This is a genomic window from Frigoribacterium sp. Leaf8 (assembly GCF_001421165.1).
In the GTDB taxonomy this organism is placed as follows: Bacteria; Actinomycetota; Actinomycetes; order Actinomycetales; family Microbacteriaceae; genus Frigoribacterium.
The window spans coordinates 633878-658213 of sequence record NZ_LMKB01000001.1 but is presented as its reverse complement, the minus strand read 5'-3'; the positions used below and the strand labels follow the sequence as shown (position 1 = coordinate 658213).

Below are 24336 nucleotides of genomic sequence, written 5' to 3'. Positions count from 1 at the left end.
TACGGACCTAGGCCGAAGGGATGATTGTCAGGGCTTCGTGACCCCGGTCGTCTGCACGACCGGGGTCACGATCGGACCTACTGAGGGTCGGTGCCCTCCGAGGGGCTCGGCGCCGGTGACGTGGCCGGGGCCGTCACCGTGATGGTGACTCCCGGCGACGGCTCGGACGCGATCTGACCGCAGTTGGCCACGTAGCTGACCGTGAGGTTGCCGGCAGCCGAGGCGGTCACCGTGAGGGACGTCGCGTTGGCACCGAGGCCCCCGGCCGACTGACCCGAGGTGTCGGTCCCGCCGGTGATCGTGTACGAGTAGCCCGTCAGCGAGTAACCGGTCGGGCACCCCGTGTAGGCGGGCCAGTTGATGGTGGCGGTGTCGCCGGCCTCGATCTGGCCCGGGGTGGCGGTGGGCGTCGAGGGCTGGGCAGGGGTCGGGGCCGCGCGGTAGATGTAGATCGTCACCGACGAGCCCTTCTCGAGGGCACCCGTCGGGTCGATGCTGGCGACGGTGCCGACCTGGTCGGGGCTCGGGGCGCTCGACCCGGCGTCGGCCGAGTCGACCTGCAGGCCGAGTTCTTCGAGGGAGGCGCGGGCAGCGGCCTCGGTCAGCCCCACGTAGTCGCCCGAGGACACCGTCACGGACGTCGGGGTCGGGGTGGGCGTCGGAGTCGTCCGGGTCGGCGTCGGCGTGCTGCTCGAGGTCGTCGGCGCGGGTGCGGGATCGTCGGTGTTGCCGACCGCGAAGACGATGCCGACGACGAGGGCGATGACGGCCAGGACGGCGAGGACGATCAGCGGCCAGAACCACGGACTGCGCTTCTTCTCGTCGGGTTCGTCGTCGCCGTCGCGCAGGGCGTCGGGATCGGCCGAACCGGCCACGTAGCCCGCGGCAGCTCCGCCGGCGGCGCTCTGGGCACGGGTGGCCATCGGATCGAACAGTTGCGTCGTGGCGTCCTGGGCGTTGAAGGCCTGGGTCGCCGTGTCGGCGGGCGTGGCGGCGACGGCGCCGATCGCCGGGACGGCGACGGTCGCCGCGGCCACGTCGCCGCGGCGGAGGGCCCGAGCGGCCTGGGCGAGGGCCGAGGCCGTCGCCGGCCGTTCGCCCGGCTTCTTGGCGATGCAGGACAGGACGAGACGACGAACGGGTTCGGAGACCGTCGACGGGAGGTCGGGCGGCTGTTCGTTGATCTGTGCCATCGCGATGGCGACCTGGGACTCGCCCGTGAACGGTCGACGACCGGCCAGGGCCTCGTAGGCGACGATGCCGAGCGAGTAGATGTCGGTGCTGGGGGACGCCGGGTGGCCGCTCGCCTGCTCGGGCGAGAGGTACTGCACGGTGCCCATGACCTGGCCCGTGGCCGTCAGCGGAACCTGGTCGGCGATGCGTGCGATGCCGAAGTCGGTGATCTTCACCCGGCCGTCCGGGGTGACGAGCAGGTTGCCGGGCTTGATGTCGCGGTGCACGAGACCTGCGGCGTGGGCGGCCTGGAGGGCCGAGGCGGTCTGCGCGACGATGTCGAGGACCTTGTCGGTCGGCAGGACGCGGTCGCGCTCGAGGACCGTCGACATGGCCTCGCCGGGGACGAGCTCCATCACCAGGTAGGCGCTGCCCTCTTCTTCGCCGTAGTCGAAGACGTTCGCGATGCCCTCGTGGTTGACCAGGGCCGCGTGACGGGCCTCGGCACGGAAGCGCTCGAGGAATCCGGGATCGCCCAGGTACTCGTCCTTGAGGATCTTGATGGCGACCGTGCGGCCGATGACGAGGTCGGTGGCTTCCCAGACCTCGCCCATGCCGCCGATGGCGACTCGGGTCGACAGCTGGTAACGCCCACCGAAGGTGACTCCGCCGGATGGTCTCATTTGTTCAGCACCGCCTCTAGTACTTTCTTCGCGATCGGTGACGCGACACTGTTGCCGAATGCGGACTGGCCCTGTCCGCCGCCGTTCTCGACGACGACCGCGACCGCGACCTCGGGGTCAGCAGCAGGCGCGAACCCGGTGAACCAGAGGGTGTACGGCTCGCCGGGGCCGTTCTCGGCCGTTCCTGTCTTGCCGGCGACGTCGACGCCGTCAATTCTTGCATTGCTCGCCGCACCGTTCGCGACGTCCTGCACCATCATGTCGGTCATCGTGGCCGCAGTCTGGGAGCTGATGGGCTTGCCGTACTCCGAGGGCGAGAAATCCTCGACCGGGCTCAGGTCGGGGTTCAGGACGCTCTCGATCAAGGTCGGGTTCATCTCGGTGCCGCCGTTGGCGATGGCGGACGAGACCATGGCCATCTGCAGGGGCGTCACGCGGTCGGAGCCCTGCCCGAAGGACTGCAGCATGAGGGTGGCGTCGTTGATGGCCTGGCCCTTGGAGTCCTCGATGGGGAACTGGCTCGGCGTGACGGCCTGGGGGACGCCGATGGAGTCGTCGCCGAAGCCGAACTTCTCGGCCTGCTCTTGCAGGGCCTTGGCACCGAGGGCCTGGCCGAGCTGCGCCATGGGGATGTTGCACGACAGGCGGAGGGCCGTCGCGATGGTGGCCGTCTCGCCGCCGCCGCAGCTCCCGCCCTCGGCGTTGTTGATGTTCGTGCTGGTGCCGGGCAGCGTCAGGGTCGACGGGTTGGGGAAGGCGCTGTCGGGCGTGTAGTCGCCGCTCTCGAGCGCAGCCGCCGTCGTGATCAGCTTGAAGGTCGAGCCCGGTGCGTACAGGTCGCCCTGGATCGCCCGGTTCTGCAGCGGAGCCGAGGGGTCGGCGATCAGCGAGTCGTAGGCGTCGGTGACGGTCTGACGGTCGTGGCTGGCGAGCGGGTTGGGGTCGTAGCTGGGCTTCGAGACCATCGCGAGGATCTTGCCGGTCTTCGGGTCCATCGCGACGACCGAGCCCGAGTTCGAGCCGAGGGCGTCGTAGGCCGCCTGCTGGACGGTGGGGTCGAGGGTGAGGTTGACCGTGGCTCCCTCGGGGTCCTGACCCGTGAGCAGCGAGTTGACCTGGTCGAAGAACTGCGAGTTCGCGTTGCCCGTGAGGTACCGGTTCATGGCGTCCTCGATGCCTCGGGATCCCTGACCCAGCGTGTAGTAGCCGGCGACGGGTGCGTAGAGGTCGGGCTGCGAGTAGGTGCGCTGGAACTCGTACTGGTCGTCGACGGGGGTCGACTGCGCGATCGCCTGGCCGCCGACCAGGATGGGGCCGCGCTGCGCCGAGTAGCTGGCGAGCAGGGCCCGCGAGTTGCGGGCGTCGGCGTTCAGCGCGTCGGCCTGGAACGCCGTGATGTAGGTCGTCGAGAGGAAGAGCGCGACGAACATGGCGAGCACCACGTAGCTCACGCGTCGGAGTTCTTTGTTCATCAGCCGATCACCAGCCTCGGTTGGTTGCGCACGGAGTCGGAGAGTCGCAGCAGCAGGGCCACGATGATCCAGTTGGCCACGAGCGACGAGCCGCCCGCGGCGAGGAAGGGAGCGGTGAGGCCCGTGAGCGGGATCACCCTCGTCACGCCACCCATGACCACGAAGACCTGCAGGGCCACGACGAAGGCGACGCCGACCCCGAGCATGCGACCGAAGTCGTCCTGACCCACGAAGCCGATGCGGAACCCGCGGGAGACGAGCAGGAGGTAGAGCGCCAAGATGGCGAAGAGCCCGGTGAGGCCGAGTTCTTCGCCGAGCGACGCGAAGATGTAGTCGCTCTCGGCGAGCGGAGTGGTCTGCGGACGTCCCTGACCGAGCCCCGTGCCGATCAGTCCGCCGTTCGCCAGGCCGAACAGGCCTTGGACGAGCTGGAAGGACCCGCCGACGGCGTCGTACTCGGACTGGGCGAAGGGATTGAGCCAGGCGGCGAAACGGCCCTGCACGTACCCCAGGAAGGTGCTGGCGATCAGGGCCCCTCCGAGGAAGAGGCCGACGCCGAGCACGATCCAGCTCGCGCGCCCCGTGCCCACGTAGATCATGACGAGGAACAACCCGAAGTAGAGCAACGAGGTGCCGAGGTCGCGCTGGAAGATCAGGACGCCCATGGCGACGAGCCAGACGATGAGGATCGGCCCGAGGTCGCGCGGCCGGGGGAACCGCATGCCCAGGATCTTCGGCCCCATGAGCGAGAGGTTGTCGCGGGCGGTGACGAGGTAGCCGGCGAAGAAGATGGCCAGCGTGATCTTGGCGATCTCGCCCGGCTGGAACGAGAACGGTCCGATGTCGATCCAGACGCGGGCGTTCAACCCCTCGCGGCCGATGCCCGGCAGGAGGGGCAGCAGCAGCAGCACGATCGACACGAACATCGCGATGTAGCGGTACCGCGACAGCACCCGGTAGTTGCGGATCACGAGCAGCACGGCGAGGGCGATCACCATCGCGAGGACGGTCCAGACCATCTGCTTGATGCCCAGCGCGCCCCAGCCCTCACGCCCCTCGGCCAGGTCGAGGCGGTAGATCATCGCGATGCCGATGCCGTTCAGGGTGACGGCGATCGGCATGACGAACGGGTCGGCCTCGCGGGCGACGACCCGCAGGACGACGTGGAAGATCAGGGCCAGGCCCAGCACCATCGAGCCGGCCATCAGCACGGTCGGGTCGACCTCGCCGGTCGCACCGAGCTGGACCAGCACCATCGCTCCGGCGGCGACGCCGCAGGCGATCAGCAGCATGAGCAGTTCGAGGTTGCGGAGGCGCGCGGGTTCGCGCAGGCGCAGCGAGATCGCCTGCGTCATGTTCGTGGGACGCGAGGCCTTCGCGGACGGCTTGCGCGCGCCTCCTACGCGACCGATGACCTCGGTCGCGTCACCACCGGGTGCGTCAGGGGTTGCTGGCATCGGCCAACCTCTCGACGATGGCCCTGGCGTCCGCGAGGGAACCGGCGTTGATGGTGTCCTCCACGGTGGTCTGCGTGTAGTTCGGCAGGTCGTCGACCTGGACGTCGGTGGTCTCGTAGACGCTCGAGAGGCCGATGGGCCCGAGGCTCTGTTGCACGCCCTTGTAGATGACGACCGTGCCGCGCTCTTCGCCCACGTAGTAGTGGTCTTGCGTCCACTGGTAGGTCAGCACGAGCCCGGCGACGAGCGCGGCGATCGCCACGACGAGGGCGGTCAGCCAGGTGATGCGGCGACGGCGACGGCGACGTTTGTCTTCGGCGATGAGCTCGGCGAGGTACTCGTCGCTCTCGGGCTCGAAGTGGCTGTCTTCCGGCGTCGTGGCGACCTTGAGCGGGTGCAGCAGGATCGTCGGCAGACGGAGCTGCTTGCGCCCGACGTCGCTGTCGAAGCTGAGGGGTGCGGCGGCCGACCCGACCGTGACGGGTTCGTCGAGTGCCGAGTCGCCCGACTCGTCGACGTCGACGATGACGACGGTCACGTTGTCGGGGGCGCCGTGGTCGAGGGTCTCCTTCACGAGGCGCCGGGCCGTCTGCTCGGCGTCGAGGCCCATGGCCATGGCCTTCTTGATGCGCTCCTCGGCGAGGTAGCTGCTGAGGCCGTCCGAGCAGATCAGCCAGCGGTCGCCGGGCTGCGTGCCGAGGGTCGCCGTGTCGATCTCGGGTGCCGCGTCGACGTCGCCGAGCACGCGCATCAGCACGCTGCGTCGCGGGTGCACCGCCGCTTCTTCTGGCGTGATGCGACCGCTGTCGACCAGGCGCTGCACGAAGGTGTGGTCGGCGGTGATCTGGCTGAGCTCGCCCTCGCGGAACAGGTAGATGCGCGAGTCGCCGATGTGGGCGATCGCCATGCTGTCACCGACGCGCAGCATGGCGCTGACGGTGGTGCCCATGCCCGTGAGTTCTTGGTGTTCGAAGACGGTCTCGGCCAGCAACTGGTTCGCGGCGATCAACGACGACTGCAGTGCGAACTCGGCGTCACCCGGCGAGGTGTAGACGCGGTCGGTCTCGCGGATCCGTCGGATCGCGATGGCCGAGGCCACGTCGCCGCCCGCGTGCCCGCCCATGCCGTCGGCGACGACGAAGAGTTGCGTGCCGGCGTAGCCGCTGTCTTGGTTGTTGGACCGGATCTTGCCCACGTTGGACAGAGCGGCACTCTTGGCGTGCGTCGTCATGAGGGCCTACCGCCGGAGCTCGAAGCTCGTCTGCCCGATCGTCACGGTCGCGCCCGTGGGCACGGGGGTGGGGACCGACACGCGCTCACCGGCGAGGAACGTGCCGTTGGTGGAGTCGAGGTCTTGCACGACCCAGCGGCCGTTCCAGAGCATGAGGCGCGCGTGGTGGGTCGAGGTGTAGTCGTCGCGGATCACGAGGTTGCTCTCTTGGGATCGCCCGATGGTGAGCGGCCCGTCGCCGAGGGGCATCTCGAGGCCGGCCTTGGCGCCCTTGGTGATGACCAGGCGCGTGGCGCGCCCGTCACCCTGCGGCGTCGGTGCCGGCGCGGCGGGCGCGGGACGCGGGGCGGGGGCAGGAGGCGCGGTGGCGGTCGAGCTCGCCTTGCCGGGTGTGGCGTCGGCGGGCATCTTGCGCGCCCGCTGCCCGAAGAGGTCGCTCCGCAGCGCGAACACGATCACGAAGACGAACAGCCACAGGACGGCCAGGAAGCCGAAGTGGAGCACCAGCAGGGTGAGGGCTGAGGTCATCGTCGGCCACCCGTGGAGTCGGGCCCGTCGAAGGGGTCGGGCGTCGATGACTGGGGGAGCACGCGGAACACGATACGCGTACGACCGATCTGGATCACCGAATCGGGCTGCAGCGGCGCCTTGGTGAGGGGGTTGCCGTTGAGCTTCGAGCCGTTCGTCGAGCCGAGGTCGCGGACCTGGGCGCGTGACCCGTCCCACAGGATCTCGACGTGCTGACGGGAGGTACCGGTGTCTTGAACGGTGATGTCGGCGTCGCTGCCGCGGCCGATGATGGTGCGGGCTCCGCTGAGCTCACGGCGCTTGCCGTCGATCTCGACGAACGGCTTCCACTGCACCTCGCCGCGCAGGTTGCGCGAGTCGACCGACATGATGCCGACGCTCAGCGAGTCGTCCTCGCGGAGGCGGATGCCGAGGGGCCCGGCGAACTGGTACCCCTGGGCGGTGGCGTGCCGCTGGGTGAGCTGCGTGAGCTCGTCGATCAGGGCCGGACCGATGCCGGACATCTTCTCGTAGTCGATGGGGGCGAGGCGCACCTGGAGCTCGTTGGGCACGAGGATGCGGTCACGCGAGACCACCGCGGCCTTGGTGTCGAGCTCACGGCGCAGCGCGTTCGTGATCTCGAGTGGTTGCACGCCCGAACGGAACGTCTTGGCGAAGGCGCCGTTGACGGCGCGCTCCAGCCCGCGTTCGAAGTTGTCGAGCAGTCCCATGGGTCTCCAGGTTCGGGGTCTCTGGTCGCCCGATCTTAGCCCGAACGAGTGAAAGGGACTCACCGGTGCTCTTTCGGGCGTCCCACGCATGCTAAAGTCTACGAGTTCGCGCGAGTGGCGGAATTGGCAGACGCGCTGGCTTCAGGTGCCAGTGCTCGAAAGGGCGTGGGGGTTCAAGTCCCCCCTCGCGCACGAACGTGAAGGCTCACCTCCGGGTGGGCCTTCTCTCTTTCCCGGCTCTGGTCCCACCCGTCGCCGTCGCCGTCGGCCCGTGCAGTGGTTGTCTGGTGCGATGAGCCAGCAGAGCGCGGTCGTGTTCGAGTTCGACGAGGTGCTCTTCGACGAGTTCCCGAAGGCCCCGTGGGTGCCTCGCAACCAGCGCATCGTCGTCGACTCCGACCGCCGCGTCGTGGGTCGCCGCGACGGCATCGTCGTCAGCGTCACCGACCTGCCCCCGGTGTACGCGCACGCCGACATCGGGCCGAGGATCAGCAGCATGCAGTCCTTCGTCACCGTCGGCGACCACGTCTCGTGGATCGTCCGGACCGTCGAGGGCACGCGCTTCACCTCGTCCGCCGACGGCCTCGACGAGGAGGCGCGGCTCGAGATCGCGAGGGACGCCACCCTCCACGGGTTCCTCGACGACCTCGAGTGCATGGTCATCACCGACCTGTCGGAGATGCGATTCGGACAGGACCGCGAACTGACGCGCTGCCGTCTCGAGGTGACCCGCGCCTCCGGGGGTCCGGTCGCCTGGGCGCTCGTCGTCGAGGGCACGGGGCACCGGATCGAGTCGGACACGGTCGAGGCCGCGGAGTTCGTCGGCCGGCAGCTCAACGACATCGCGATCGACGGCGACCCGCTCGCCCTCGAGGCCGTGCTGCCGCTCTGAGGCGTCTCGGCCCGCAGGGCCTCATCGTCCTCGGTCGTCACCGTGGTCGCGGCCGACCAGGTCGTGGCGGGTCGGGGCGTCGGCGAGGATGGCAGCCAGCCAATGCGGGGTGTTCTCGGGGGTGCGGGGGAATCGATCGAGATCGGCCCTGTAGGCATCTGCGGAGAAGTGCCCCAACTCCGGTTCGTGGTCGTAGTCGTACGACGCGCTCATCTTGCCGGCCGCCGTGACCGTGAACACCGCGGTGAACCAGGTCCCCGCATCTCGACGGTGCATGGCGTCGCGGAGGACTTCGGCCGCCTCGAACGCATCGACAGGCCCGATGATCGATTCGAGCGAACCGTCGAAGCGATGGACACGGGTCCGGCCAGCGAGGACGCCGCCAGCCACGCTGACCTGCATCTCGACACGATCGTGTTCTGAGTTCAGAGTCGGATACAGCAGACGACCGATGGCGCGCAGTTGGACGCGTTCGGCTTCGAGTCCTGTCGCTTGCCCGTCGGAAGAAACGGAGCGGCTCTCGTCAGCGCCGGTCATCGTGTCCGAGGCGAACGAGGTCGTGGCGGGTCGGGGCGCCGGCGAGGATGGCGGCCAGCCAGTCGGGGGTGTTCTTCGGCGTGCGGGGGAACTCATCGAAGTCGGCGCGATAGGCCTCGGCGGCGAAAGACCCGAGCTCGGGCTCGTGGTCGTCGTCGTACCTCGCACTGAGCTTCCCCCCGGCGGTGACGGTGAACACGCCCGTGAACCACGTCCCGGTTTCGGGTTTGCTCATGACCCTCCGGAGATCGCGGGCCGCCTGGAAGACGCCACGACCGGACGAGAGAGAGGTCGAGCTGCCGTCGGCGGCATGCAGCTCGATCGTGCCGGCTGTCACTCCGCCGACCACGCTGATCCGGGCGATCACTCGATCGTGGTCGCGCGGGATGACGGCATGGAGCGCTTTGCCGAGGATGCGGAGTGCGTCCCTCTCGGCAGGCATGCCGTGGGGCTCCGAGTCGTGAGCGGACGGCACGGGCCCGAGTACTCCTGAGTCCGCCAGTTCTCTCGAGGTCGTGAGGCATGCCTCGAGGTAGGCATCGGGCGATGTGCCGCCTCCGACGAGGATCAGGGTCCCGCCCGTCGTCGACTGCGCTGTCGCGACCGACGGCCCCACCTCACGTGCACGTGGATGCGAGCATGCGGCGTCTGTGCCGCTGGCGTGAGTCACGGCAGTGGGCCCGCGACGGAGGAGATCAGGAGGACGTGCTCGCGCATGTCGACGACCTCGAGGGACGCAGCAGATCGTCGGCCTCCGAGGGCGAGCAGCGGGCTGAAACCGAAGCATTCGTCGGAGCGGGGCACCCCGAGACGCTCCCGCGCCTCCGGGAAGGGGCTCCAGTCGAAGTAGTCGGGGTCGGCCAGGAACGACTCGTAGCCGAGGATGACGAGGAGCGTCGAGAGCCTGTTGGCGATGATCCGGCTCGTGCCCCGTCGAAATTCGAGGAGGTGCGCTCGGCCGTCGAGCCAGACGACCAGGTCTCCGAGGGCGGACGACATCAGGGGCGTGGCCGCCGCGAATCGAGGTGCGACCTCGGCGAGGACGTCCTGCCACGCGGTGGGGTCGACGATGCGCAGGTACCCGTCAGCCGTCGCGCCCAGCCCGTGGTCACGCCACAGGGCCACGACGTCGTCGGGCAGACGCTCGACGGCGGCGTCGAGGCTGGCGGAGGACGGTGGAGGTCCTGGCACGAACGGCGACGGCTGCGTCACGCGACTCCACCCTTGTTGCGCGAGTCCATGTCTCGACTCTCAGACGGGACCCTCGTCACGGCCGACGAGGTCGTGCCGGGTGGGCGCACCCGCGAGGATCGCGGCGAGCCACTCGGGCGTGTTCTCGGCAGTCCGGGGAAAATCCTCGAAGTCGGCACGATATTCCTCGGCACCGAAGTGACCTAGTTCGGGTTCGTTGTCGTAGTCGTACTGTGCGCTGAGTTTTCCGGCGGCCGTCACGGTGAAGACGGCGGTGAACCACGTGCCTGCCCCTGGCTTGTACATCAGGCGCCTCAGTCGACGAGCCGCTTCGAACGTGCGTCGCGCGGGAGCAGCCGACTCCTGGGAGCCGTCGGCTGCGAAGAGCGATGTCTCGCCGGCCATCACGCCCCGAGCCATGCTGGTCGTCATGACGATCCGGTCGAAGCCGGACGGGAGCAGCCCGTACAGCTGCTCGCCGATCTCTTGCAGGACCGCGCGTTCAGCCTCGACGCCCGTCGTTAGCTGGTCGTCGGACATGTGTCTTCCTCTCTCATCGTTGATCCGATGGCGGGCGAGATGTGTCGTGATCAGTCGCCCTCCGCGCCCACATGACGAGTCGTCGAGACGAGGACATCAGCGAGGGAGAGCCAGCCCCGGTGATCACCAAGTCAACGAGCCAGCAGGTCTGCCAGCCATCGTGGTGTCGCGTCAGTCGATCGGGGATACGTCGCGTGATCGTCCACGAAAGCTTGATCGTCGATCCAGCTGTACGGAGGACGTTCGTCATAGTCGAAGGACGTGCTGAGCCTGCCGGCCGACGAGACCCTGAACTGTGCGCTGAACCACGTACCGGTCCCCGGGCGGAACATCACCCGACGAAGTTCTGACGCCGCGGCGCTCGCCGCATCGGTCTCGGGCGTAGAAGATTCATTACCCTGTGCGTCATAGAGCCCGACAGAGCCGACCCTTACGCCTCCCACTTCCGAGTAATCGAACTCCGCGCGTTCGATACCAGCGGGGATGAGCTCGTAGACGGCGAGACCAGCCCGCCGTAGTGCCTCTCGCTCGGCTTCGAGGCCCGACGCTTCAGGATCTGGCGTTGGGGAATTGGACATTGATCCACCTTCCGTTGTTGACCGCGTAGCGCACGTCTACCTGTCGAGGCACAGCTGAGGAGTCCTCGAACTGCGGCTTGACCTGCAGGCGCACATTTTCCGGTGACTCACCGGAGACCAGACGTTGCAAGGCTTTCTCGAGGTTACCGAAGGATTTGTCCGCTCCGCGGTTCACATCTTTGAGCATCGGCACGATGTTGATCTTCTCGCCGCCGCCGCCGAACATGTTGGCCAGGAGGTGGCCTCCCTCGTACCCGACACCGCCCTCCTTGCCGATGCGCTTCTGCACCGACTCGGACCGGTCGGCATCGCCGAGCTGGAGGTCGTCGAACTCGGCGAGCACCGTGCGGCTGGCATGGTCGGTGACGTAGACGTGCTTGCCACCGACGACGTAGGTCGTATCCGCGGCGGGCTGCATGAGGTCGTAGTTCAGGTTGCCCTTGCCGCCGTATTCGGTCTCGACGTGGACGATGCGACCTGTCGCGTCGGTCGAGAACACGCCCCGGCCGGGCACCGTGTACGCCGTGTCCGGGGCGAGGACCTGACCGTGGGCGAACGGCTTCTCCTTCGTCGGCAGGTCGGAGCCCGAGACCGTCACGTGGTGCTCGACGGTCGGCGTGGGGTGCGGCGTCGGACCGGTTCCCGGGGTGTCCGTTCGCGGACCGGGCGTCTTGTCCGGGCCGAGCAGGTCGAGGTCGTCGACCTCGGCACCGCGGCCACCGTCTGCTGGCCGGTCCGGGGTGGCGTCGCCACCGTCGACAGGGCCGTCGGCCCGACCTGCATCGCTCGATCCGGCACCGTCGGCCCGACCGGCATCGGACGCCCCGCCGCCGTCGCCACGTTCGAGCAGCGTCGTGCCGCCCGATCCGGGGTCGGCGGCGCGGGCGGCACCGGCGGCCTGGTCGGAGCCGGTGCCACCACCCGCGTGGGCGGACGCGTCGGCGTGCGTGGGGGACGCGGCCCGCGCCTCCTCGGCTGCTCGACCGAGGTCGCCGTAGTCGGCGAAGTCCTCGAGCTTCGACAGCGAGCCGAAGTCGACCTCCTCGCCCGCCTTGAGGGCGCCGGTCAAGCCCTCGAACTCGACGTCGGTCATGCGGTCGAGGGCTGCCATCGTGTCGGACAGACCGTCGAGATCGTCGAGCTTCGACAGGCCGCCGGCGTGGTCGCCGAACTCGGCGACGAGGTCCTCGACCCGCGACAGGCCCTTCGGCAGGTGCGACGCGTCCTCCGCCACCTCGGCCAGCCGACCGGTGAGGGTCGCCGCCCGGGCCGCGCCCGACCCGACCTTGAGGCCCGCTCCGACCTGGCCCGCGCCCGGGATGAAGAACGAGGCGACGTTCGCCACCGCGAAGGTGCCGGCCGCGACCGGGTCCTCTTCCCACTGCTCGGGCGTGCCGACGATTCCGCCGACCATGCCGTCCATCGTCTGCTTGTAGTTGTCGCGCAGGCCGCGCAGCGACTCGGGGACGGCTGAGTCGGGCAGGTTCGCCAGCGCGGGCGCTGCCGGGAAGACCGCCGTGATGGCGAGGGCGCCGAGACCGGTCAGCATGCCGGTCCACGCCTCGCCGGCGAACGACCAGTCGTGCTTCCAGCCGTTCGCGGCGTCGAAGCCGACGAGCGACACGGTGCCCTCGACGAAGCTGGTGCCGAACTCGACGAGTCCGTCGCCGACCGACTCCTGGCACGACCGCTCGCCCTTGCCCTGGGCACCCCACGGGTTGTCCTCGGCGAGGTCGAGCTGCTCACCCGTCACGGCGGTCTGCGGAGCCACGCAGAGGTCGTCACGCAGGGCGTTGACGCCGTTCTCGAACTCGACCCGGGCCGCGTCGATCTTCGCGATCTCGGCGTTGTACTGCGACTGCAGCTCGTTGTTGCGCTCGACCGACGGTGTGTGCTCGTTCCACGGGATGGTCGTCTCGCCCTGGCCCTCGGGCACGATCGGCACCCCGCCGCCGCTCATCTGGCTGGCCTGGAAGAGCGGGTTGTCGGGGTCGTAGAAGTCGAGGGTCACGCCGCCGGCCACCGACGCGCGGAAGGCGTTCGCCTCGGTCACGAGCTCTTTGATGCGCGCGACCGGTGCTGTGACCGACTCGGCGAGCGTCTCGAGGAGGTCGGCCACCGTCGAGAGCTTGCCGGCGACGGCCTCGGCGTCGGTGCGCACCGGGTCCATCGAGGCGAACAACTGCGGCCCCTCGGGTGCGGTGTACGACGCGGACAGCCCCGACCAGTCGGTCATCACGGCCTCGGCGTTCGTCGTGACCGCGGTCGACGTGGTCTTGTAGCCCGCCGCCGCCGACGCGATCGACTCGGGCACGATGTCGAGACCGTAGAACTCGGACGGTGCGATCAGCGACCCCTTCGTGGCCATCAGCGACCCCCCTCGAAGAAGCTGAGGTCGCCCGACTCGGCGGCCTGCACGGCGGCGGACTGCGTCTGCGCGGCCATCTCCTCGTCGCCGTTCACGTAGGCCAGCGTCGCGTCACCCGCCCCGGTCGCGCAGGCGAGGATGCGCGCGTTGATGCCCTGCACACGGTTCGTCTCGGACGAGATCAGGTCGACGACGGCCACGGCCGACGACACCAGGATGTCGCCGCCCACGCCGGCGTTCAACTCGGTCTGGGCCGTCTCGACGCCGGCGAAGGTGCCCGCGAACGTCTCGGCCGAGCCCTGCACCTTGGTGAGGACGGCCACCACGCCGTCGGGTTCGATGCTCCATGCGGTCATCGGTCGTCTCCTGTCGTCACGAGGGTGCCCTGCACGTCGTCGGCCAGGCGCCGGGCCAGCGCCTGGGTGAGCGGCCCGTCGAAGGGGCCGTAGGCCTCGGTCCACCAGCGGTCGGTGGCCGGGCCGTCGGTGGTTCGGTCCGTGGGCCGGTCGGGGGACGCCGGGTCGGTGACCGGCAGTCCCAGGCCGCGCCGCGCCTCCCGGGCGTCCTCGAGCTGCGTGCTGCGAAGCACGGCCAAGACCAGGCCGTCCTCCGACGCGATCTGTATGCCGCCGCCCTGCCAGAGGCGCCCGGCACCGAGGCCGCCGTCGACGGCCGCGGCCGCGGTCACGACCTCGACGGCCGTCACGGGCTCGGCGGAGAGGATCACGAACTCACGGGGCACGGCGCACCGCCGGGGGGAGGAGGGCGTCGGCGACGACACCCGGGCCGATCGCGTCGAGGGCCGCCGCGAAGCGCTGCCACCGGGTCGCGTCGGCACCGAACGGCACGACGAGCGAGGGGGTGCGGGCGTTGCCGGTCGTGGTCCCGCCGTGTTCGGCGGCGAAGGAGGTCGCGTCGAGCCCCAGGCGCCGCACGGCCCGCGCGCCGACCACCGCGGCGAGGGGCTGTGGCGTCGTCGGCCGGTAGGGCGTGATGGTCGCGTCGGCCGCGCCCCGCAGGCTCCACGCCGTCGCCAGCAGCACCTGCTGCTTCTCGGACAGGCTGCGGAGAGCCGAGGAGGCGCGGGTCGCGTCGTCGACGCCGGTCGCCTCGGGCAGCGCGAACAGCAGCCGGGTCTCCTCGGTCAGGCCGGTCTCGCTGCGGGCGATGCGGATCGTGCCGGTCCAGACCGTGCCGTCGGGCGCGGAGCCGGCGACGTGCACCCGGGAGTCCCGCGGCATGCGGGCCCGGGCCAGGGCCGTGATGCGACCGCGGTCCCAGACGGTGGCGGGGGGTTCGGAGGTGCCCCACACGGTGGGCGCGACGCCCGCGACGGCGGTGACCAGCGCCTCCGTCGTCGTGCCGGTCAGGGCCTCGGCCCTCGCCGCGTGGTGCACGGCCACGGAGAACTGCAGCCACGGGCGCGTGGTCTCGACCGCCGGCTGGGGCAGGAGGGCGAACTCGTCGGCGGGCGCGGTCGCCCGCGCCGATCCGTCGACCGGGTCGCCGAGGGGATCGAGCAGGGCCTCGTCGTACGACGCCACCCGGGCACCGCCGATGGCGTGGCGCAGGTGGCCGTCGGCGTCCCGCACCAGCCAGGCCCCGGCGACGAGGCGCAGGGCCTGGTAGAGCGCCCAGCTGAGCCGGGCGTCGTCGTGGGTCACGACGACGACGCGGACGCCGGCGCGGTTCGCGTCGGTGAGCAGGGCCTGCCGCCCCGAGGTCAGGCCGACGACGGGGGCGGTGCTGATCGTCGCGATCCACCCCGGCCCGTTCGCGTCGGCGAGCGGGTGGGGCAGGGTCGTCGCCCGTGAGTCGCTCACGGGCCGTGCCTAGATGCCGTCGACGGCGGCCTTGGCCCGCTGCATGGCGGTCTGGGCCGACTCGTCGTTCGACGCGAGCGACTGGCGGAGCGTGTTGATGATCGTGCGCACCTCGGTGGCGACGCGGTTCCAGCGCTGCTCCTTGCCCGCGTACTCCTCGCTGGAGCCGTCGGCCTGGTAGTCCGCCATGGCGGTCTTGACGTCGGAGTCGCGCTGCGTGATGAGCGCCTCGAGGCGGCTGGCGACGGCGTTGAAGTTGTCCTGGGCGTTGCCGGAAGCTCCGAGGTCGAAGTCGCGGCGGTCGGTTGCGTTGGCCATGGTCGTTCCCCCTTATGCGCGCGATCCGCCGAAGCGGGCGCTCTCGAATCCGGCACCGGACTGGGCCGAGGTGGTCTCGTCGGCGATCTGCTGCTCACCCTCGACGAAGGCACGGTTCTGGCCCGTGATGCCGGTCAGCACCGACGACAGGGCGGCGTTGAGCTCGACGGAGATGCCGTCGACCTCGCCCTTGAAGCGGTCGAAGGCGGCGCGGCCGGCTCCGTTGAAGCGGCCTTCGAGCGGCGCGGCCGCGTCGGCGAGCTGGCGGACGAGCGCGCCGAGGTCGTCGCCGGCCCCGCTCGTCTTCTGGCTCAGTTGCGTGAGGGTCTCGCTCCCCATGGCGAACTTCATCATGTCGTTCTCCCCTTGCTTCGATCTGATGGCGACCCGTCACGGGTCGACTCATGAGGAAATCACGATTCCGTCTCGATCGCCACCCGTCTGCGGGGTACATGTCGGGGGACCGAGGCGGGGGACGGGTGGGTGACGGCCCCGGAACGGGTGTCTCACCGGGGGACGTGGGGTCGGCTAGCCTGGGGCCGATCGTGCGCTCCGGGGACGCGGGCGGTCGCTCCTCGTCGGTCTCGACGACCTGGTCCGGCACCCCGCAGGCGAGAGGCGGAACCGTGGGCGCACTGGTCGGCGCGCGAAGCTGCGGACGCTGCGGACAACCGCTCGGTGCGGGCGCGACCTGGTGCTTCTGGTGCGGTGTGCGGATCGTCTCGGCGGCGACCGGCAGCGCCATCGGCACCTACTCGGGACTGCTCGCGGGCGTGCAGACGGCGACCCCGTCGCGGCGTCGCGGTGCGGTCGCCATCGACTGGGGCGTGCCCCTCGTCCTGTTCGGCGTCCTCGTCGTCGGTGTGGCCACGGGCGCCTCGTCCGCCACGGCCGGCGCGGCGCTCGTCCCCGTGCCCGTCGAGATCGCGGTGGTGGTGGTCGCCCTGGTCTTCGTGCTGCTCGACGTGGTGCTCTACGTGCGCGGAGGGCGCTCGGTAGGCCGGTTGGTCCTGTCCCTGCGCACGGTGGACGACCTGACCGGTCGCCCGCCGGCCGTGCTGAGGGTCGACCGCCGCGGGCGCTTCAGCATCCGTCGTCAGGCGGTGACGGTCGACCTGCGGCGTGGCCGGGACCCCATGACGTCGTCGCCCCCGCTCGTGCAGAGGCCCGCTCTCCCCGTCGCGGCCTCCGCCCCGCTGCCGCTCCACCCGACCGACCCGCTCGACGCCGCGGGACGACCCGACGAGAACACCTTCGGGCGCACGGGCCAGGGCCGACCCACGACCACCGCGCCGTCGATCGTCCTCGAGCTCGACAGCGGCGAACGCCTCGACCTCGAGTCGACCCTGCTGATCGGCCGCGCCCCGGTCAACCGCGAGGGCGAGGAGCACCCGGTCTTCGCCTGGGCGGACCTCGCCCGCAGCCTCACCAAGACCCACGCCCTCTTCGCGTGGGAGGGGGCCGTGCTGTGGGTGACCGACCTCGGGTCGACGAACGGGTCCTCGCTCGTCGCGCCCGACGGGACGCGGCAGCCGCTCGTGGCGGGCCTGCGCGGGCCGGCCGCACCGGGATACGTCGTCGAGCTCGGCGAACGGACCCTCACCGTCCAACCGTCCGGGGTGGTGGACGCATGAGCGGGGACCGCGACGTCGTCCTGCTCGAGACCGTCAAGACGCACCGCGCCCGCCTGGTCTCGGCCCTCCTGTTCGGCGAACTCGACGAGCGTCGGCTCGTCAACGACAACGTCCGTCGGCTGATCGTCAGCCTGGTCATCGCTGCGGTCGCCTGCGCGGGCTGCGCCGGCACGTCCTTCGTGCTCTCCGTGCTGGCCGACCAGCGCGCGACCCAGTCGCAGACCACCGGAGGGTCAGGAGGCGCGGTGCCGGTCACCGGCTCGCCGTCGCCCTCTCCCGCGTCGACCGACGTCCCCGACCCCACCCCCACGACGGAGCCCCGATGACCGACTACACCCGGCTGACCATCGTCGGCACGGCGCGCAAGGCCGAGATGGTCGTGCCCGCCGACGAGCCGATCGGTGGTCTGATCCCGCGCCTCATGGAGCTCCTCGACGAGCGTCCCGGTGCCGTGTCGCGCCCGCTGACCCTCGTCCGCTCGACGGGGGAGCAGCTCGACACCTCTCTGTCGGTCGCCGAACAGCGCATCGTCGACGGCGAACTGCTCCGGCTGCTGCGCGAGGACGCCGCGCCCCCGCCGCCCGAGGTCGCGGACGTCACCGACGTGCTCGCCGAGTCGCTCGCCAGCCGACCGGGCCTGTGGACGCGACGGTCGCGCACGGCGACGGCGGCCGTCGCGATCGGACTGCTCTCGCTGGCGCTCTCGACGGTCGTGGCCAGGGCGTCCGACGTCGAGCCCGTCGGCACGCTCGCGATCGTCTACGGGTTCGCCGTCGTGGTGGCCCTCGTGTCCGGCCGGTTCGACGGCCGCTGGCTCTCCGTCGCCGCGACCTCGGTCGCCCTGGGGTGCGCGGCCCCCCTGGCGGTCGTGCTCGGGGCCGTCCCGGCCCTCGAGCTGCCGCCGGTCGACGTGGCGCTCGCCGTGATCGTGCTCGCCTGGGTCGCGCTGGCGCTCGGAGCGGGCGCCGGTCTCGGCTCCCGGTCGGCGTGGTGGGGCGGCGTCCTCGGCGTCGTGCTCGGGGCCGTGCCGATCGTGCTGCGGTCCCTCGGCGTCCAGGACGCGGGGGCCGTGGGCGTCGGCGCCGTGCTCGCCGTCGTCGTCTGCGGCCTGCTGCCCTGGTTCGCCATGAGCGCCTCCGGCCTGACCGGTCTCGACGACCAGGTGGTCGACGGACGTCGGGGTCGCCGTGACGAGGTGCTGCTGACGGTCGGCGACGCCTACCGCACCCTGACCTGGTCGACCTTCGCGGTGGCGGGGCCCGTGGCCGTCACGGCCGTCTCGTCCGTCGGGTCGGCCGATCTCTGGCAGGTCGGTCTCGGGGTCGCCGTGGTGCTCGTCGTCGCGGCCCGCACCCGGGCCCTGCCGATCGCCGCCCAGGGCTGGGTGCTCTGGGCCGCCGCCCTGATCGGCCTGCTCGGCGGTCTGCTCGTGCAGCCGCTCGCTCCCGGGTGGCTCGTGGTCGTCCTGTTCGCGGCCGGGGTCGTGGTCGCGGTCGTGGCCGGCGGCGTCGACCCGGTCGCCCACCAACGCGCCTCGCTGCGCCGCGTGGGCAACGCCGTCGAGGCCCTCGGCGTCGTGGCCCTGCTCCCCGTCCTGCTCGGGGTGTTCGGCGTCTACGCCGACCTGCTCGGGGCCTTCTCGTGAGCGCCTTCGACGCGTTCGTCCGGTCGGCGCCGCTGGCCCTGCTCGGCAGCGTGAGCGCCCGGGTGCACGAGGTGACGACGGTCGACGAGATCGTCCGGCGCCCGCTCCCGGTGTCGCGCCGCATCGGCTTCGTGCAGGCACGGGGCGGAGCCGGGGCGAGCTCGACCGCCGGCTACGTCGCCGCCCTGCTCGCCCGTCGCCGCCCCGGGCTCGTCCTCGGCGTGGACGCGTCGCGCGGCCCCCGCGGCATGCTGTGGCAGGCCGGCGCGCCGGTCGGTTCGAGCGCGGCACCGAGCTCGCGGAGGCGCACGGCACGCCGGTCGGTCGACGCCGTCGACGGTCTGCCCCGCACGCCCTCGGGCCTTTACGCCCTCTCGCTCGACCCCCGGGGCGAGTCCCGTGCCGTGGCCGCCGCGGCGGGCTGGTTCGACGAGGTCACCCCGATCAGCCGCTTCTTCGACCTGGTCGTGACCGACTGGGGAGTGCGCGACTGGCGTGCCGACCTCACCGACGTGGTGTCGGCCAGCCGGACGGTCTGCATCGTGGCCCGCGCCGACCGCCACGCCGCCGAGGAGGCCGCTGCCCTCGTGCCCGCGATCAAGGACCACCCCGACCGGCCCGACGTGGTCATCGCCCTGGTCGACGTCGGCGACGCCGGTCGCGCGGCCCCCGTCACGGTCGGCGACGACCCCACCGTGCCCGTCGTGCGCGTGCCCTACGACGCGGCCCGTTCCGGCGGTCGGCCGGTGTCGAGCGCCGCACTGGGCACGCGCACCCGCATCGCCTACGCCCGCCTCGCCGCCGCCCTGCTGCCCCTCGACGCCGCGTCGGTCCCGAGGGGCGCCCCGCCCGTCGGGGATCCCGGCCCGGCCCCGTCGGCGGCCGATCCCGGCCCGTCGGAACGTCGCCCCTCGGAACGCCGCCAGGCCCGCGGGCGGGACGCCCGCCCGGCGATCGCCGACGACCAGGAGGCGCGACGATGACCGTCAAGCTCGTCCACCGGCCCACGCGCATCACGCGACCCGTCCAGCCCGCCGAGCACGAGGACATCACCCCGCCGCCCCAGCTGGCCGACGGCAAGGTCGGCGGCGTGCCCGTGCAGGCCCTGCTCCCCGTCGTGGGCGCCCTCTCGAGCGTCGTGATGATCGTCGTCTACCGCGGCAGTTCGAACCCGCTCTTCCTGCTGGTCGGCGCCGTGCTGCTCATCGTCGCCCTGGTCGGCGGACTCGCGGTCACCCTCAGCCAGCGGGGCAACGCGGCGCGGCAGCGACGCCTGCAGCGCGAGCGCTACCTCGACTTCCTCGAGCGGCTGCGCTCGCGGATGCGCACGAAGGCCCGGGCCGTCCGGGCGACGGCGGCCGTGCTCGACCCCGAACCCGCCGCCCTGCTCGAGCTGGTGCGCGACCCCGCGCGACTCTGGGAACGCCGCCGCCAGCACGACGACTTCCTCTCGGTGCGGATCGGCGAGGGGGACCTGACCTGGTTCCCGATGTCCGTCCCCGAGGACCCGAACCCCGTGCAGCCGTTCGACCCGATCATGGCCAGCGAGGCCGAGTCCGTGGTCGAGCACCTCTCGACCGTCCGGGGCATGCCCATCACGGTCGACCTCGACCGAGCCGGATCGGTCGCCGTGCTGGGCGACCGCGAGTCCGCGCTGCGGGTCGCGCGCTCGATGATCCTGCAGCTCGCCGCCCTGCACTCGCCCGACGACGTGCACCTGGCCGCGGCGTTCCCCGAGAGCGCGGCCGACGACTGGCGCGGCTTCGACCTCGTCCCGCACGCCGTGGACGACTCGCTCTACGACGGACCGGTGCCGGCGCGACGGGTCGCGACCAGCGCCTCCTCGTTGCTCTCGGTCATCGGCGGCGAACTGGGCGACCGGGCACAAGAGGCCGCCACGACGAAGCGCTCGATCGGCACCACGGCGCGCACCGAGGGATCGCGCCTCGTCGTCTTCGTCGACGACTGGGGGCACGTCGCCTCGAGCATCCCGGTGCCCGACGCCGACCTCTCGCTGACCGACCTCGGCGTCACGACCGTCCACCTGCTGAGCGACCGCCTGCACGAGCCGTCGGACGTCACCCTGCGCATCACCGTCGAGGGCGACGAGGCGGTCGTGACGGACGCCCGCGTCGAGGACGACGGCCAGGTCCGCGTGCAGACGGCGACGATCGACGCCACGACCCCGCAGCTGTTCGAGGCCGTCGCCCGCACGCTCACCCCCCTGCGGCTGAGCCTCAGCAGGCAGGACGAGGTCGACTCGGCCCAGGCCGTCGAGATCACCGACCTGCTCGGCATCGACGACGTGACGACGCTGACGCCGGCGACCGCGTGGACGCCGCGCTCGCCGCGGGACTTCCTGCGCGTTCCGATCGGCATCGACGACTTCGGGGCGCCGGTCCTGCTCGACCTCAAGGAGTCCGCGCAGCTCGGCATGGGCCCGCACGGCATCTGCATCGGCGCGACCGGTTCGGGCAAGAGCGAGCTGCTGCGCACGCTCGTGCTCGGCCTCGCCCTGTCGCACTCGCCCGACGACCTCAGCATGGTCCTCGTCGACTACAAAGGAGGCGCGGCGTTCGCTCCGTTCGCGGGGTTGCCGCACGTCGCCGGGCTGATCGACAACCTGGCCGACGACGCGCAGCTCACCGAACGTGCCCGCGTCAGCATCCAGGGCGAGGTCGTCCGGCGTCAGGAGCAGCTGCGCGACGCCGGGGGCGCGTCGTCCATCAGCCACTACCGCGAGATGCGCGTCGGTCGCCCGGAGCTGCCGCCGATGCCGCACCTGTTCGTCGTCATCGACGAGTTCGGCGAGTTGCTCACGGCGGAGCCCGAGTTCGTGGACCTGCTGCTCACCATCGGTCGGATCGGGCGGTCGATCGGCGTGCACCTGCTGCTCTCGAGCCAGCGCATCGAGGCGGGCAAGCTGCGGGGCCTCGACACCTACCTCTCGTACCGGATCGGCTTGCGGACCTTCTCCGAGGCCGAGAGCTCGATCGTGCTCGACCGGCCGGACGCGTTCCACCTCCCCGCGGTCCCGGGGTTCGGCTTCCTCAAGGTCGACACCTCGGTGTACCGGAGGTTCCGCGCGGGTTACGTGTCGGGCCCCCTGCCGACCGAGGCCGCCCGCTCGCTGGCGGGCGACGACGTGCGGCCGACCGCGCTCCTGCTGCCGACCTTCAACGGCATCGCGGGCGGCGACGACGACGGCGGCGAGGACGAGCTCTCGCGGCCCGACGTCGGTCGCGCCGTCATCGACGAGGCCGTCGACCGCCTGATGGGCGGCGGCACCGACGTCGACCCCGTCTGGCTGCCGCCCCTGCCCGACCGGCTCGCGCTCTCGCGGGTGGTCGGAGCGGACCAGGCCGGCGGCCTGCGGGTGCCGATGGGACTGCTCGACGACCCGGCGCGGCAGCGGCAGGACCCGTGGCTGCTCGACCTCGCCCGGGCCGGCGGGCACGTCGCCGTGATCGGGGCGCCGCAGACCGGACGCAGCACGTTCCTCCGCACCCTCGTCGCCTCGCTGGCCCTGACCCACACCCCGCAGGAGGTCGGCATCTACGGCATGGACCTCACGGGCGGGGGGCTCGGCCGGATCGAGGGCTTCCCGCACGTCGGTGGCGTGGCCACGCGGGCGAGCAAGGACCGCCTCCTGCGCCTGCTCGAAGAACTGGCGGCCATGCTGACGACCCGGGAGCGCGTGTTCCGCGACCACGGCATCGACTCGCTGGCCATGCTGCGTCGGTTGCACGCCGCGGGCGAGGTGCCCGAGCTGATCTCGGCCGACGTGGTGCTCGTCGTCGACGGCACCGGCCAGCTGCGCGGGGACTTCGTCGAGCTCGAGACGGCGTTCGGCGACCTGCTGCTGCGCGGCGGCAGCTACGGACTGCACGTCGTGCTCGGGATGACGCGGTGGAACGAACTGCGGATGGCGCAGCAACCGCTGGTCGGCACCCGGGTCGAGTTGCACCTGAACGATCCCGCGGACTCGGTGATCGGTCGCAAGCTGGCCCAGACCATCCGGGCCGACCAGGCCGGTCGGGCCCTGACCGACGACAACCTGTTCGCGCAGGTGGCGCTGCCGGTGCTGGACGACACGGACGACGACGAGGTCGGCGACGCCCTCGAGGCCCTCGCCCGCCGGTCGGCGTCGAGCTGGAACGGCCCCGCGGCGGCACCGATCCGCCTCCTGCCCACCGAGCTCTCGCCGGACGAGCTGCCCGACGCGCTGGACGAGCCCGAGGCGATCCCGTTCGGCCTGCGGCAGGACACGATGCAGCCGGTCGCCCTCGATCCGGGTGCCGACCAGCACCTGCTCGTGTTCGGCGACTCGAAGGCCGGCAAGTCGACCCTGCTGCGCGGACTGGTGCGCGGCTTCGTCGACCGGGCGACCCCGGACGAGCTCGTCGTGGCCCTGATGGACCTCCGCGGCGACCTGGTCGCCGAGGTGCCCGACGACTACCTCGGCGGTCATGCCTCGACCAGCACGGACGCCCGCGCGCTCGCCGTCGCCGTGGCCGACGAGCTCGCCAAGCGCCAGGCCGGCGACCGCGACGCCGGTCCGCGCATCGTGGTGGTGATCGACGACTACGACATCGTCGCCTCGGGGGGCACCGAGCCCCTCAAGCCGCTGCTGCCCTTCCTGCCCTCGGCCCGCGACCTCCGGCTGCACGTGTTGATCAGCAGGCCGGTGGCCGGCTCGGCGCGAGCGCTCTACGACCCGGCGCTGCAGACGCTGCGCGACACGGGTGGGTCGTCGTTCATCATGTCGGGCGAACGCAGCGAGGGACCGATCGTGCCGCAGGTCTACGCCGAGCAGATGACCGCCGGTCGAGGCCGCCTGGTCCGTCGCGGCCAGGCGCCGCGCATCGTCCAGGTGGCCCGGTTCGAGGCCGACGGACGAGCCGACGTCGCCGGAGCGGGCTCGTGACCGGCCGGACGGTCGTCGTCGCGGGCGTCGCCGGGGGCGTCGGGACCACGACGGTCACGGCCCTGCTCTTCACCCAGCTCTCGGGGGAGTCGGTGCCCCGGCTGATCGACCACTCGGGCGGGGACCTCGGGACCCGGCTGACCGGGGGCGACGACGCGCCGCGGGTCGACCACGAGCTGACCCTGCACGACCTCGGCGCCCACGCCGACGGCGCACTCCTCGACCTGCTCGACGACGCGAGCGTCTTCGGGGTCGTCGTGGCCCCGACGACCCCGGTCGGCTTCGCCGACGCCCAACGGGTCCTCGCCCGCATCCGCGAGCGGCACGGGGTCGGCGGCCTGCGCCGGGTGATGCTCGTGGTCGTCGGCGTCTTCGGCGAGCACCGGACCACGCGCTCGAGCGAGGCGCTGCAGAACGAGTTCGGCCGTCGCTCGCTCGTCGTCGTCCCGCGCGACCCCGCCCTCGCGGCGGGCGGGCGCGTTCCGCTCAACCGGCTGACGCGGGAGTCCCGACGGGCCCAGGGCGAACTCGTGTCGTACCTGCGCGAACGCCTGGCGAGCCACCGCGACGCGCGCTGAGGCGCCGGTCCGCGCCTCCGGCCGGGACGCGAGCCGTGCCTCCTCGTCCGA

At 71.5% G+C, this 24336-nt stretch carries 24 protein-coding genes and 1 tRNA gene; 8 read left to right on the top strand and 17 right to left on the bottom strand.

The window, feature by feature from the left end:
- Positions 1–77: 77 nt before the first annotated feature.
- The 6 genes from ASL10_RS03050 to ASL10_RS03025 all read right to left on the bottom strand — a co-directional run bounded on the left by ASL10_RS03050 (position 78) and on the right by ASL10_RS03025 (position 7254).
- Positions 78–1856, bottom strand: a complete 1779-nt coding sequence (locus ASL10_RS03050; RefSeq protein ID WP_056044207.1) for a protein kinase — start codon at positions 1854–1856, stop codon at positions 78–80.
- Positions 1853–3328, bottom strand: coding sequence for a penicillin-binding protein 2 (locus tag ASL10_RS03045; protein ID WP_056044205.1), 1476 nt, complete (start codon positions 3326–3328; stop codon positions 1853–1855). The genes ASL10_RS03050 and ASL10_RS03045 overlap by 4 nt, the downstream gene beginning before the upstream one ends.
- Positions 3328–4683 carry an FtsW/RodA/SpoVE family cell cycle protein gene (locus tag ASL10_RS03040; protein WP_056044204.1) on the bottom strand — a complete coding sequence of 452 codons (1356 nt, stop codon included), beginning with the start codon at positions 4681–4683 and terminating at the stop codon, positions 3328–3330. The genes ASL10_RS03045 and ASL10_RS03040 overlap by 1 nt, the downstream gene beginning before the upstream one ends.
- An 85-nt stretch (positions 4684–4768) precedes the next feature.
- Entirely contained in the window at positions 4769–6016 is a 1248-nt protein-coding gene (locus tag ASL10_RS03035; protein WP_056044202.1) for a PP2C family serine/threonine-protein phosphatase, read from the bottom strand.
- 6 nt (positions 6017–6022) lie between these two features.
- Entirely contained in the window at positions 6023–6544 is a 522-nt protein-coding gene (locus ASL10_RS03030) for an FHA domain-containing protein (RefSeq protein WP_043595274.1), read from the bottom strand.
- Positions 6541–7254: a DUF3662 and FHA domain-containing protein gene (locus tag ASL10_RS03025; RefSeq protein WP_043595272.1), complete on the bottom strand. Its 714-nt coding sequence runs from the start codon at positions 7252–7254 to the stop codon at positions 6541–6543. Before ASL10_RS03025 ends, ASL10_RS03030 begins: the two co-directional genes overlap by 4 nt.
- A 108-nt stretch (positions 7255–7362) precedes the next feature.
- On the opposite strand from ASL10_RS03025, the gene ASL10_RS03020 reads away from it, so the two are divergent.
- Positions 7363–7446, top strand: a tRNA-Leu gene (locus tag ASL10_RS03020).
- A gap of 100 nt (positions 7447–7546) precedes the next feature.
- The gene (locus ASL10_RS03015) at positions 7547–8146 is read left to right on the top strand and encodes a hypothetical protein (protein ID WP_056044199.1); all 600 of its coding nucleotides are present in this window, start codon (positions 7547–7549) and stop codon (positions 8144–8146) included.
- Positions 8147–8167: 21 nt separating this feature from the next.
- On the opposite strand, the gene ASL10_RS15880 is transcribed toward ASL10_RS03015, so the two are convergent.
- The 11 genes from ASL10_RS15880 to ASL10_RS02965 all read right to left on the bottom strand — a co-directional run bounded on the left by ASL10_RS15880 (position 8168) and on the right by ASL10_RS02965 (position 15855).
- Positions 8168–8683 carry a hypothetical protein gene (locus tag ASL10_RS15880; protein ID WP_157485209.1) on the bottom strand — a complete coding sequence of 172 codons (516 nt, stop codon included), beginning with the start codon at positions 8681–8683 and terminating at the stop codon, positions 8168–8170.
- Positions 8670–9125: a hypothetical protein gene (locus ASL10_RS03005; protein WP_235452336.1), complete on the bottom strand. Its 456-nt coding sequence runs from the start codon at positions 9123–9125 to the stop codon at positions 8670–8672. Before ASL10_RS03005 ends, ASL10_RS15880 begins: the two co-directional genes overlap by 14 nt.
- A gap of 224 nt (positions 9126–9349) precedes the next feature.
- Positions 9350–9895: a T6SS immunity protein Tdi1 domain-containing protein gene (locus ASL10_RS03000; protein ID WP_056044192.1), complete on the bottom strand. Its 546-nt coding sequence runs from the start codon at positions 9893–9895 to the stop codon at positions 9350–9352.
- A 39-nt stretch (positions 9896–9934) separates the two neighbouring features.
- The gene (locus tag ASL10_RS02995) at positions 9935–10414 is read right to left on the bottom strand and encodes a hypothetical protein (protein ID WP_056044190.1); all 480 of its coding nucleotides are present in this window, start codon (positions 10412–10414) and stop codon (positions 9935–9937) included.
- A gap of 131 nt (positions 10415–10545) precedes the next feature.
- Positions 10546–10992 (bottom strand): hypothetical protein, encoded by a 447-nt coding sequence (locus ASL10_RS15875; RefSeq protein ID WP_157485207.1) that lies wholly within the window; start codon positions 10990–10992, stop codon positions 10546–10548.
- On the bottom strand, positions 10964–13360 hold the full coding sequence (locus tag ASL10_RS02990; protein WP_056044187.1) for a DNA/RNA non-specific endonuclease: 2397 nt from the start codon (positions 13358–13360) through the stop codon (positions 10964–10966). The genes ASL10_RS15875 and ASL10_RS02990 overlap by 29 nt, the downstream gene beginning before the upstream one ends.
- Entirely contained in the window at positions 13360–13716 is a 357-nt protein-coding gene (locus tag ASL10_RS02985; protein ID WP_056044185.1) for a DUF6507 family protein, read from the bottom strand. The genes ASL10_RS02990 and ASL10_RS02985 overlap by 1 nt, the downstream gene beginning before the upstream one ends.
- Positions 13713–14087, bottom strand: a complete 375-nt coding sequence (locus ASL10_RS02980) for a hypothetical protein (protein ID WP_157485206.1) — start codon at positions 14085–14087, stop codon at positions 13713–13715. Before ASL10_RS02980 ends, ASL10_RS02985 begins: the two co-directional genes overlap by 4 nt.
- Positions 14088–14091: 4 nt before the next feature.
- A complete protein-coding gene (locus ASL10_RS02975) occupies positions 14092–15183 on the bottom strand; it encodes a DUF6177 family protein (protein ID WP_056044181.1) in 1092 nt (363 codons plus the stop codon).
- 9 nt (positions 15184–15192) lie between these two features.
- Positions 15193–15501, bottom strand: coding sequence for a pore-forming ESAT-6 family protein (locus ASL10_RS02970; RefSeq protein ID WP_043595262.1), 309 nt, complete (start codon positions 15499–15501; stop codon positions 15193–15195).
- A gap of 12 nt (positions 15502–15513) precedes the next feature.
- Positions 15514–15855 carry a WXG100 family type VII secretion target gene (locus ASL10_RS02965; protein ID WP_307785006.1) on the bottom strand — a complete coding sequence of 114 codons (342 nt, stop codon included), beginning with the start codon at positions 15853–15855 and terminating at the stop codon, positions 15514–15516.
- Between the two features lie 356 nt (positions 15856–16211).
- Here ASL10_RS02965 and ASL10_RS02960 point away from each other — a divergent pair, with 356 nt between their 5' ends.
- From ASL10_RS02960 to ASL10_RS02935, 6 genes are read left to right on the top strand one after another with little or no spacing between them, the layout of a single operon-like run.
- Positions 16212–17135, top strand: a complete 924-nt coding sequence (locus ASL10_RS02960) for an FHA domain-containing protein (RefSeq protein WP_056044180.1) — start codon at positions 16212–16214, stop codon at positions 17133–17135.
- Positions 17132–17461: a hypothetical protein gene (locus ASL10_RS02955; protein ID WP_055975719.1), complete on the top strand. Its 330-nt coding sequence runs from the start codon at positions 17132–17134 to the stop codon at positions 17459–17461. Before ASL10_RS02960 ends, ASL10_RS02955 begins: the two co-directional genes overlap by 4 nt.
- Entirely contained in the window at positions 17458–18780 is a 1323-nt protein-coding gene (locus ASL10_RS02950) for an EsaB/YukD family protein (protein WP_056044178.1), read from the top strand. Before ASL10_RS02955 ends, ASL10_RS02950 begins: the two co-directional genes overlap by 4 nt.
- Positions 18777–19763 carry a hypothetical protein gene (locus ASL10_RS02945; protein WP_056044176.1) on the top strand — a complete coding sequence of 329 codons (987 nt, stop codon included), beginning with the start codon at positions 18777–18779 and terminating at the stop codon, positions 19761–19763. The genes ASL10_RS02950 and ASL10_RS02945 overlap by 4 nt, the downstream gene beginning before the upstream one ends.
- Positions 19760–23707, top strand: coding sequence for a type VII secretion protein EccCa (gene eccCa / locus ASL10_RS02940; RefSeq protein ID WP_056044173.1), 3948 nt, complete (start codon positions 19760–19762; stop codon positions 23705–23707). Before ASL10_RS02945 ends, eccCa begins: the two co-directional genes overlap by 4 nt.
- Positions 23704–24285 carry a hypothetical protein gene (locus tag ASL10_RS02935; RefSeq protein WP_056044171.1) on the top strand — a complete coding sequence of 194 codons (582 nt, stop codon included), beginning with the start codon at positions 23704–23706 and terminating at the stop codon, positions 24283–24285. The genes eccCa and ASL10_RS02935 overlap by 4 nt, the downstream gene beginning before the upstream one ends.
- Positions 24286–24336: the final 51 nt, after the last annotated feature.

What these genes read in the sequence shown, in the direction of transcription:
- ASL10_RS03050 (WP_056044207.1), bottom strand. Translation starts at nt 1,856, where the DNA reads ATGAGACCATCCGGCGGAGTCACCTTCGGTGGGCGTTACCAGCTGTCG.
- ASL10_RS03045 (WP_056044205.1), bottom strand. Translation starts at nt 3,328, where the DNA reads ATGAACAAAGAACTCCGACGCGTGAGCTACGTGGTGCTCGCCATGTTC.
- ASL10_RS03040 (WP_056044204.1), bottom strand. Translation starts at nt 4,683, where the DNA reads ATGACGCAGGCGATCTCGCTGCGCCTGCGCGAACCCGCGCGCCTCCGC.
- ASL10_RS03035 (WP_056044202.1), bottom strand. Translation starts at nt 6,016, where the DNA reads ATGACGACGCACGCCAAGAGTGCCGCTCTGTCCAACGTGGGCAAGATC.
- ASL10_RS03030 (WP_043595274.1), bottom strand. Translation starts at nt 6,544, where the DNA reads ATGACCTCAGCCCTCACCCTGCTGGTGCTCCACTTCGGCTTCCTGGCC.
- ASL10_RS03025 (WP_043595272.1), bottom strand. Translation starts at nt 7,254, where the DNA reads ATGGGACTGCTCGACAACTTCGAACGCGGGCTGGAGCGCGCCGTCAAC.
- ASL10_RS03015 (WP_056044199.1), top strand. Translation starts at nt 7,547, where the DNA reads ATGAGCCAGCAGAGCGCGGTCGTGTTCGAGTTCGACGAGGTGCTCTTC.
- ASL10_RS15880 (WP_157485209.1), bottom strand. Translation starts at nt 8,683, where the DNA reads ATGACCGGCGCTGACGAGAGCCGCTCCGTTTCTTCCGACGGGCAAGCG.
- ASL10_RS03005 (WP_235452336.1), bottom strand. Translation starts at nt 9,125, where the DNA reads ATGCCTGCCGAGAGGGACGCACTCCGCATCCTCGGCAAAGCGCTCCAT.
- ASL10_RS02995 (WP_056044190.1), bottom strand. Translation starts at nt 10,414, where the DNA reads ATGTCCGACGACCAGCTAACGACGGGCGTCGAGGCTGAACGCGCGGTC.
- ASL10_RS15875 (WP_157485207.1), bottom strand. Translation starts at nt 10,992, where the DNA reads ATGTCCAATTCCCCAACGCCAGATCCTGAAGCGTCGGGCCTCGAAGCC.
- ASL10_RS02990 (WP_056044187.1), bottom strand. Translation starts at nt 13,360, where the DNA reads ATGGCCACGAAGGGGTCGCTGATCGCACCGTCCGAGTTCTACGGTCTC.
- ASL10_RS02985 (WP_056044185.1), bottom strand. Translation starts at nt 13,716, where the DNA reads ATGACCGCATGGAGCATCGAACCCGACGGCGTGGTGGCCGTCCTCACC.
- ASL10_RS02970 (WP_043595262.1), bottom strand. Translation starts at nt 15,501, where the DNA reads ATGGCCAACGCAACCGACCGCCGCGACTTCGACCTCGGAGCTTCCGGC.
- ASL10_RS02965 (WP_307785006.1), bottom strand. Translation starts at nt 15,855, where the DNA reads ATGATGAAGTTCGCCATGGGGAGCGAGACCCTCACGCAACTGAGCCAG.
- ASL10_RS02955 (WP_055975719.1), top strand. Translation starts at nt 17,132, where the DNA reads ATGAGCGGGGACCGCGACGTCGTCCTGCTCGAGACCGTCAAGACGCAC.
- ASL10_RS02950 (WP_056044178.1), top strand. Translation starts at nt 17,458, where the DNA reads ATGACCGACTACACCCGGCTGACCATCGTCGGCACGGCGCGCAAGGCC.
- eccCa (WP_056044173.1), top strand. Translation starts at nt 19,760, where the DNA reads ATGACCGTCAAGCTCGTCCACCGGCCCACGCGCATCACGCGACCCGTC.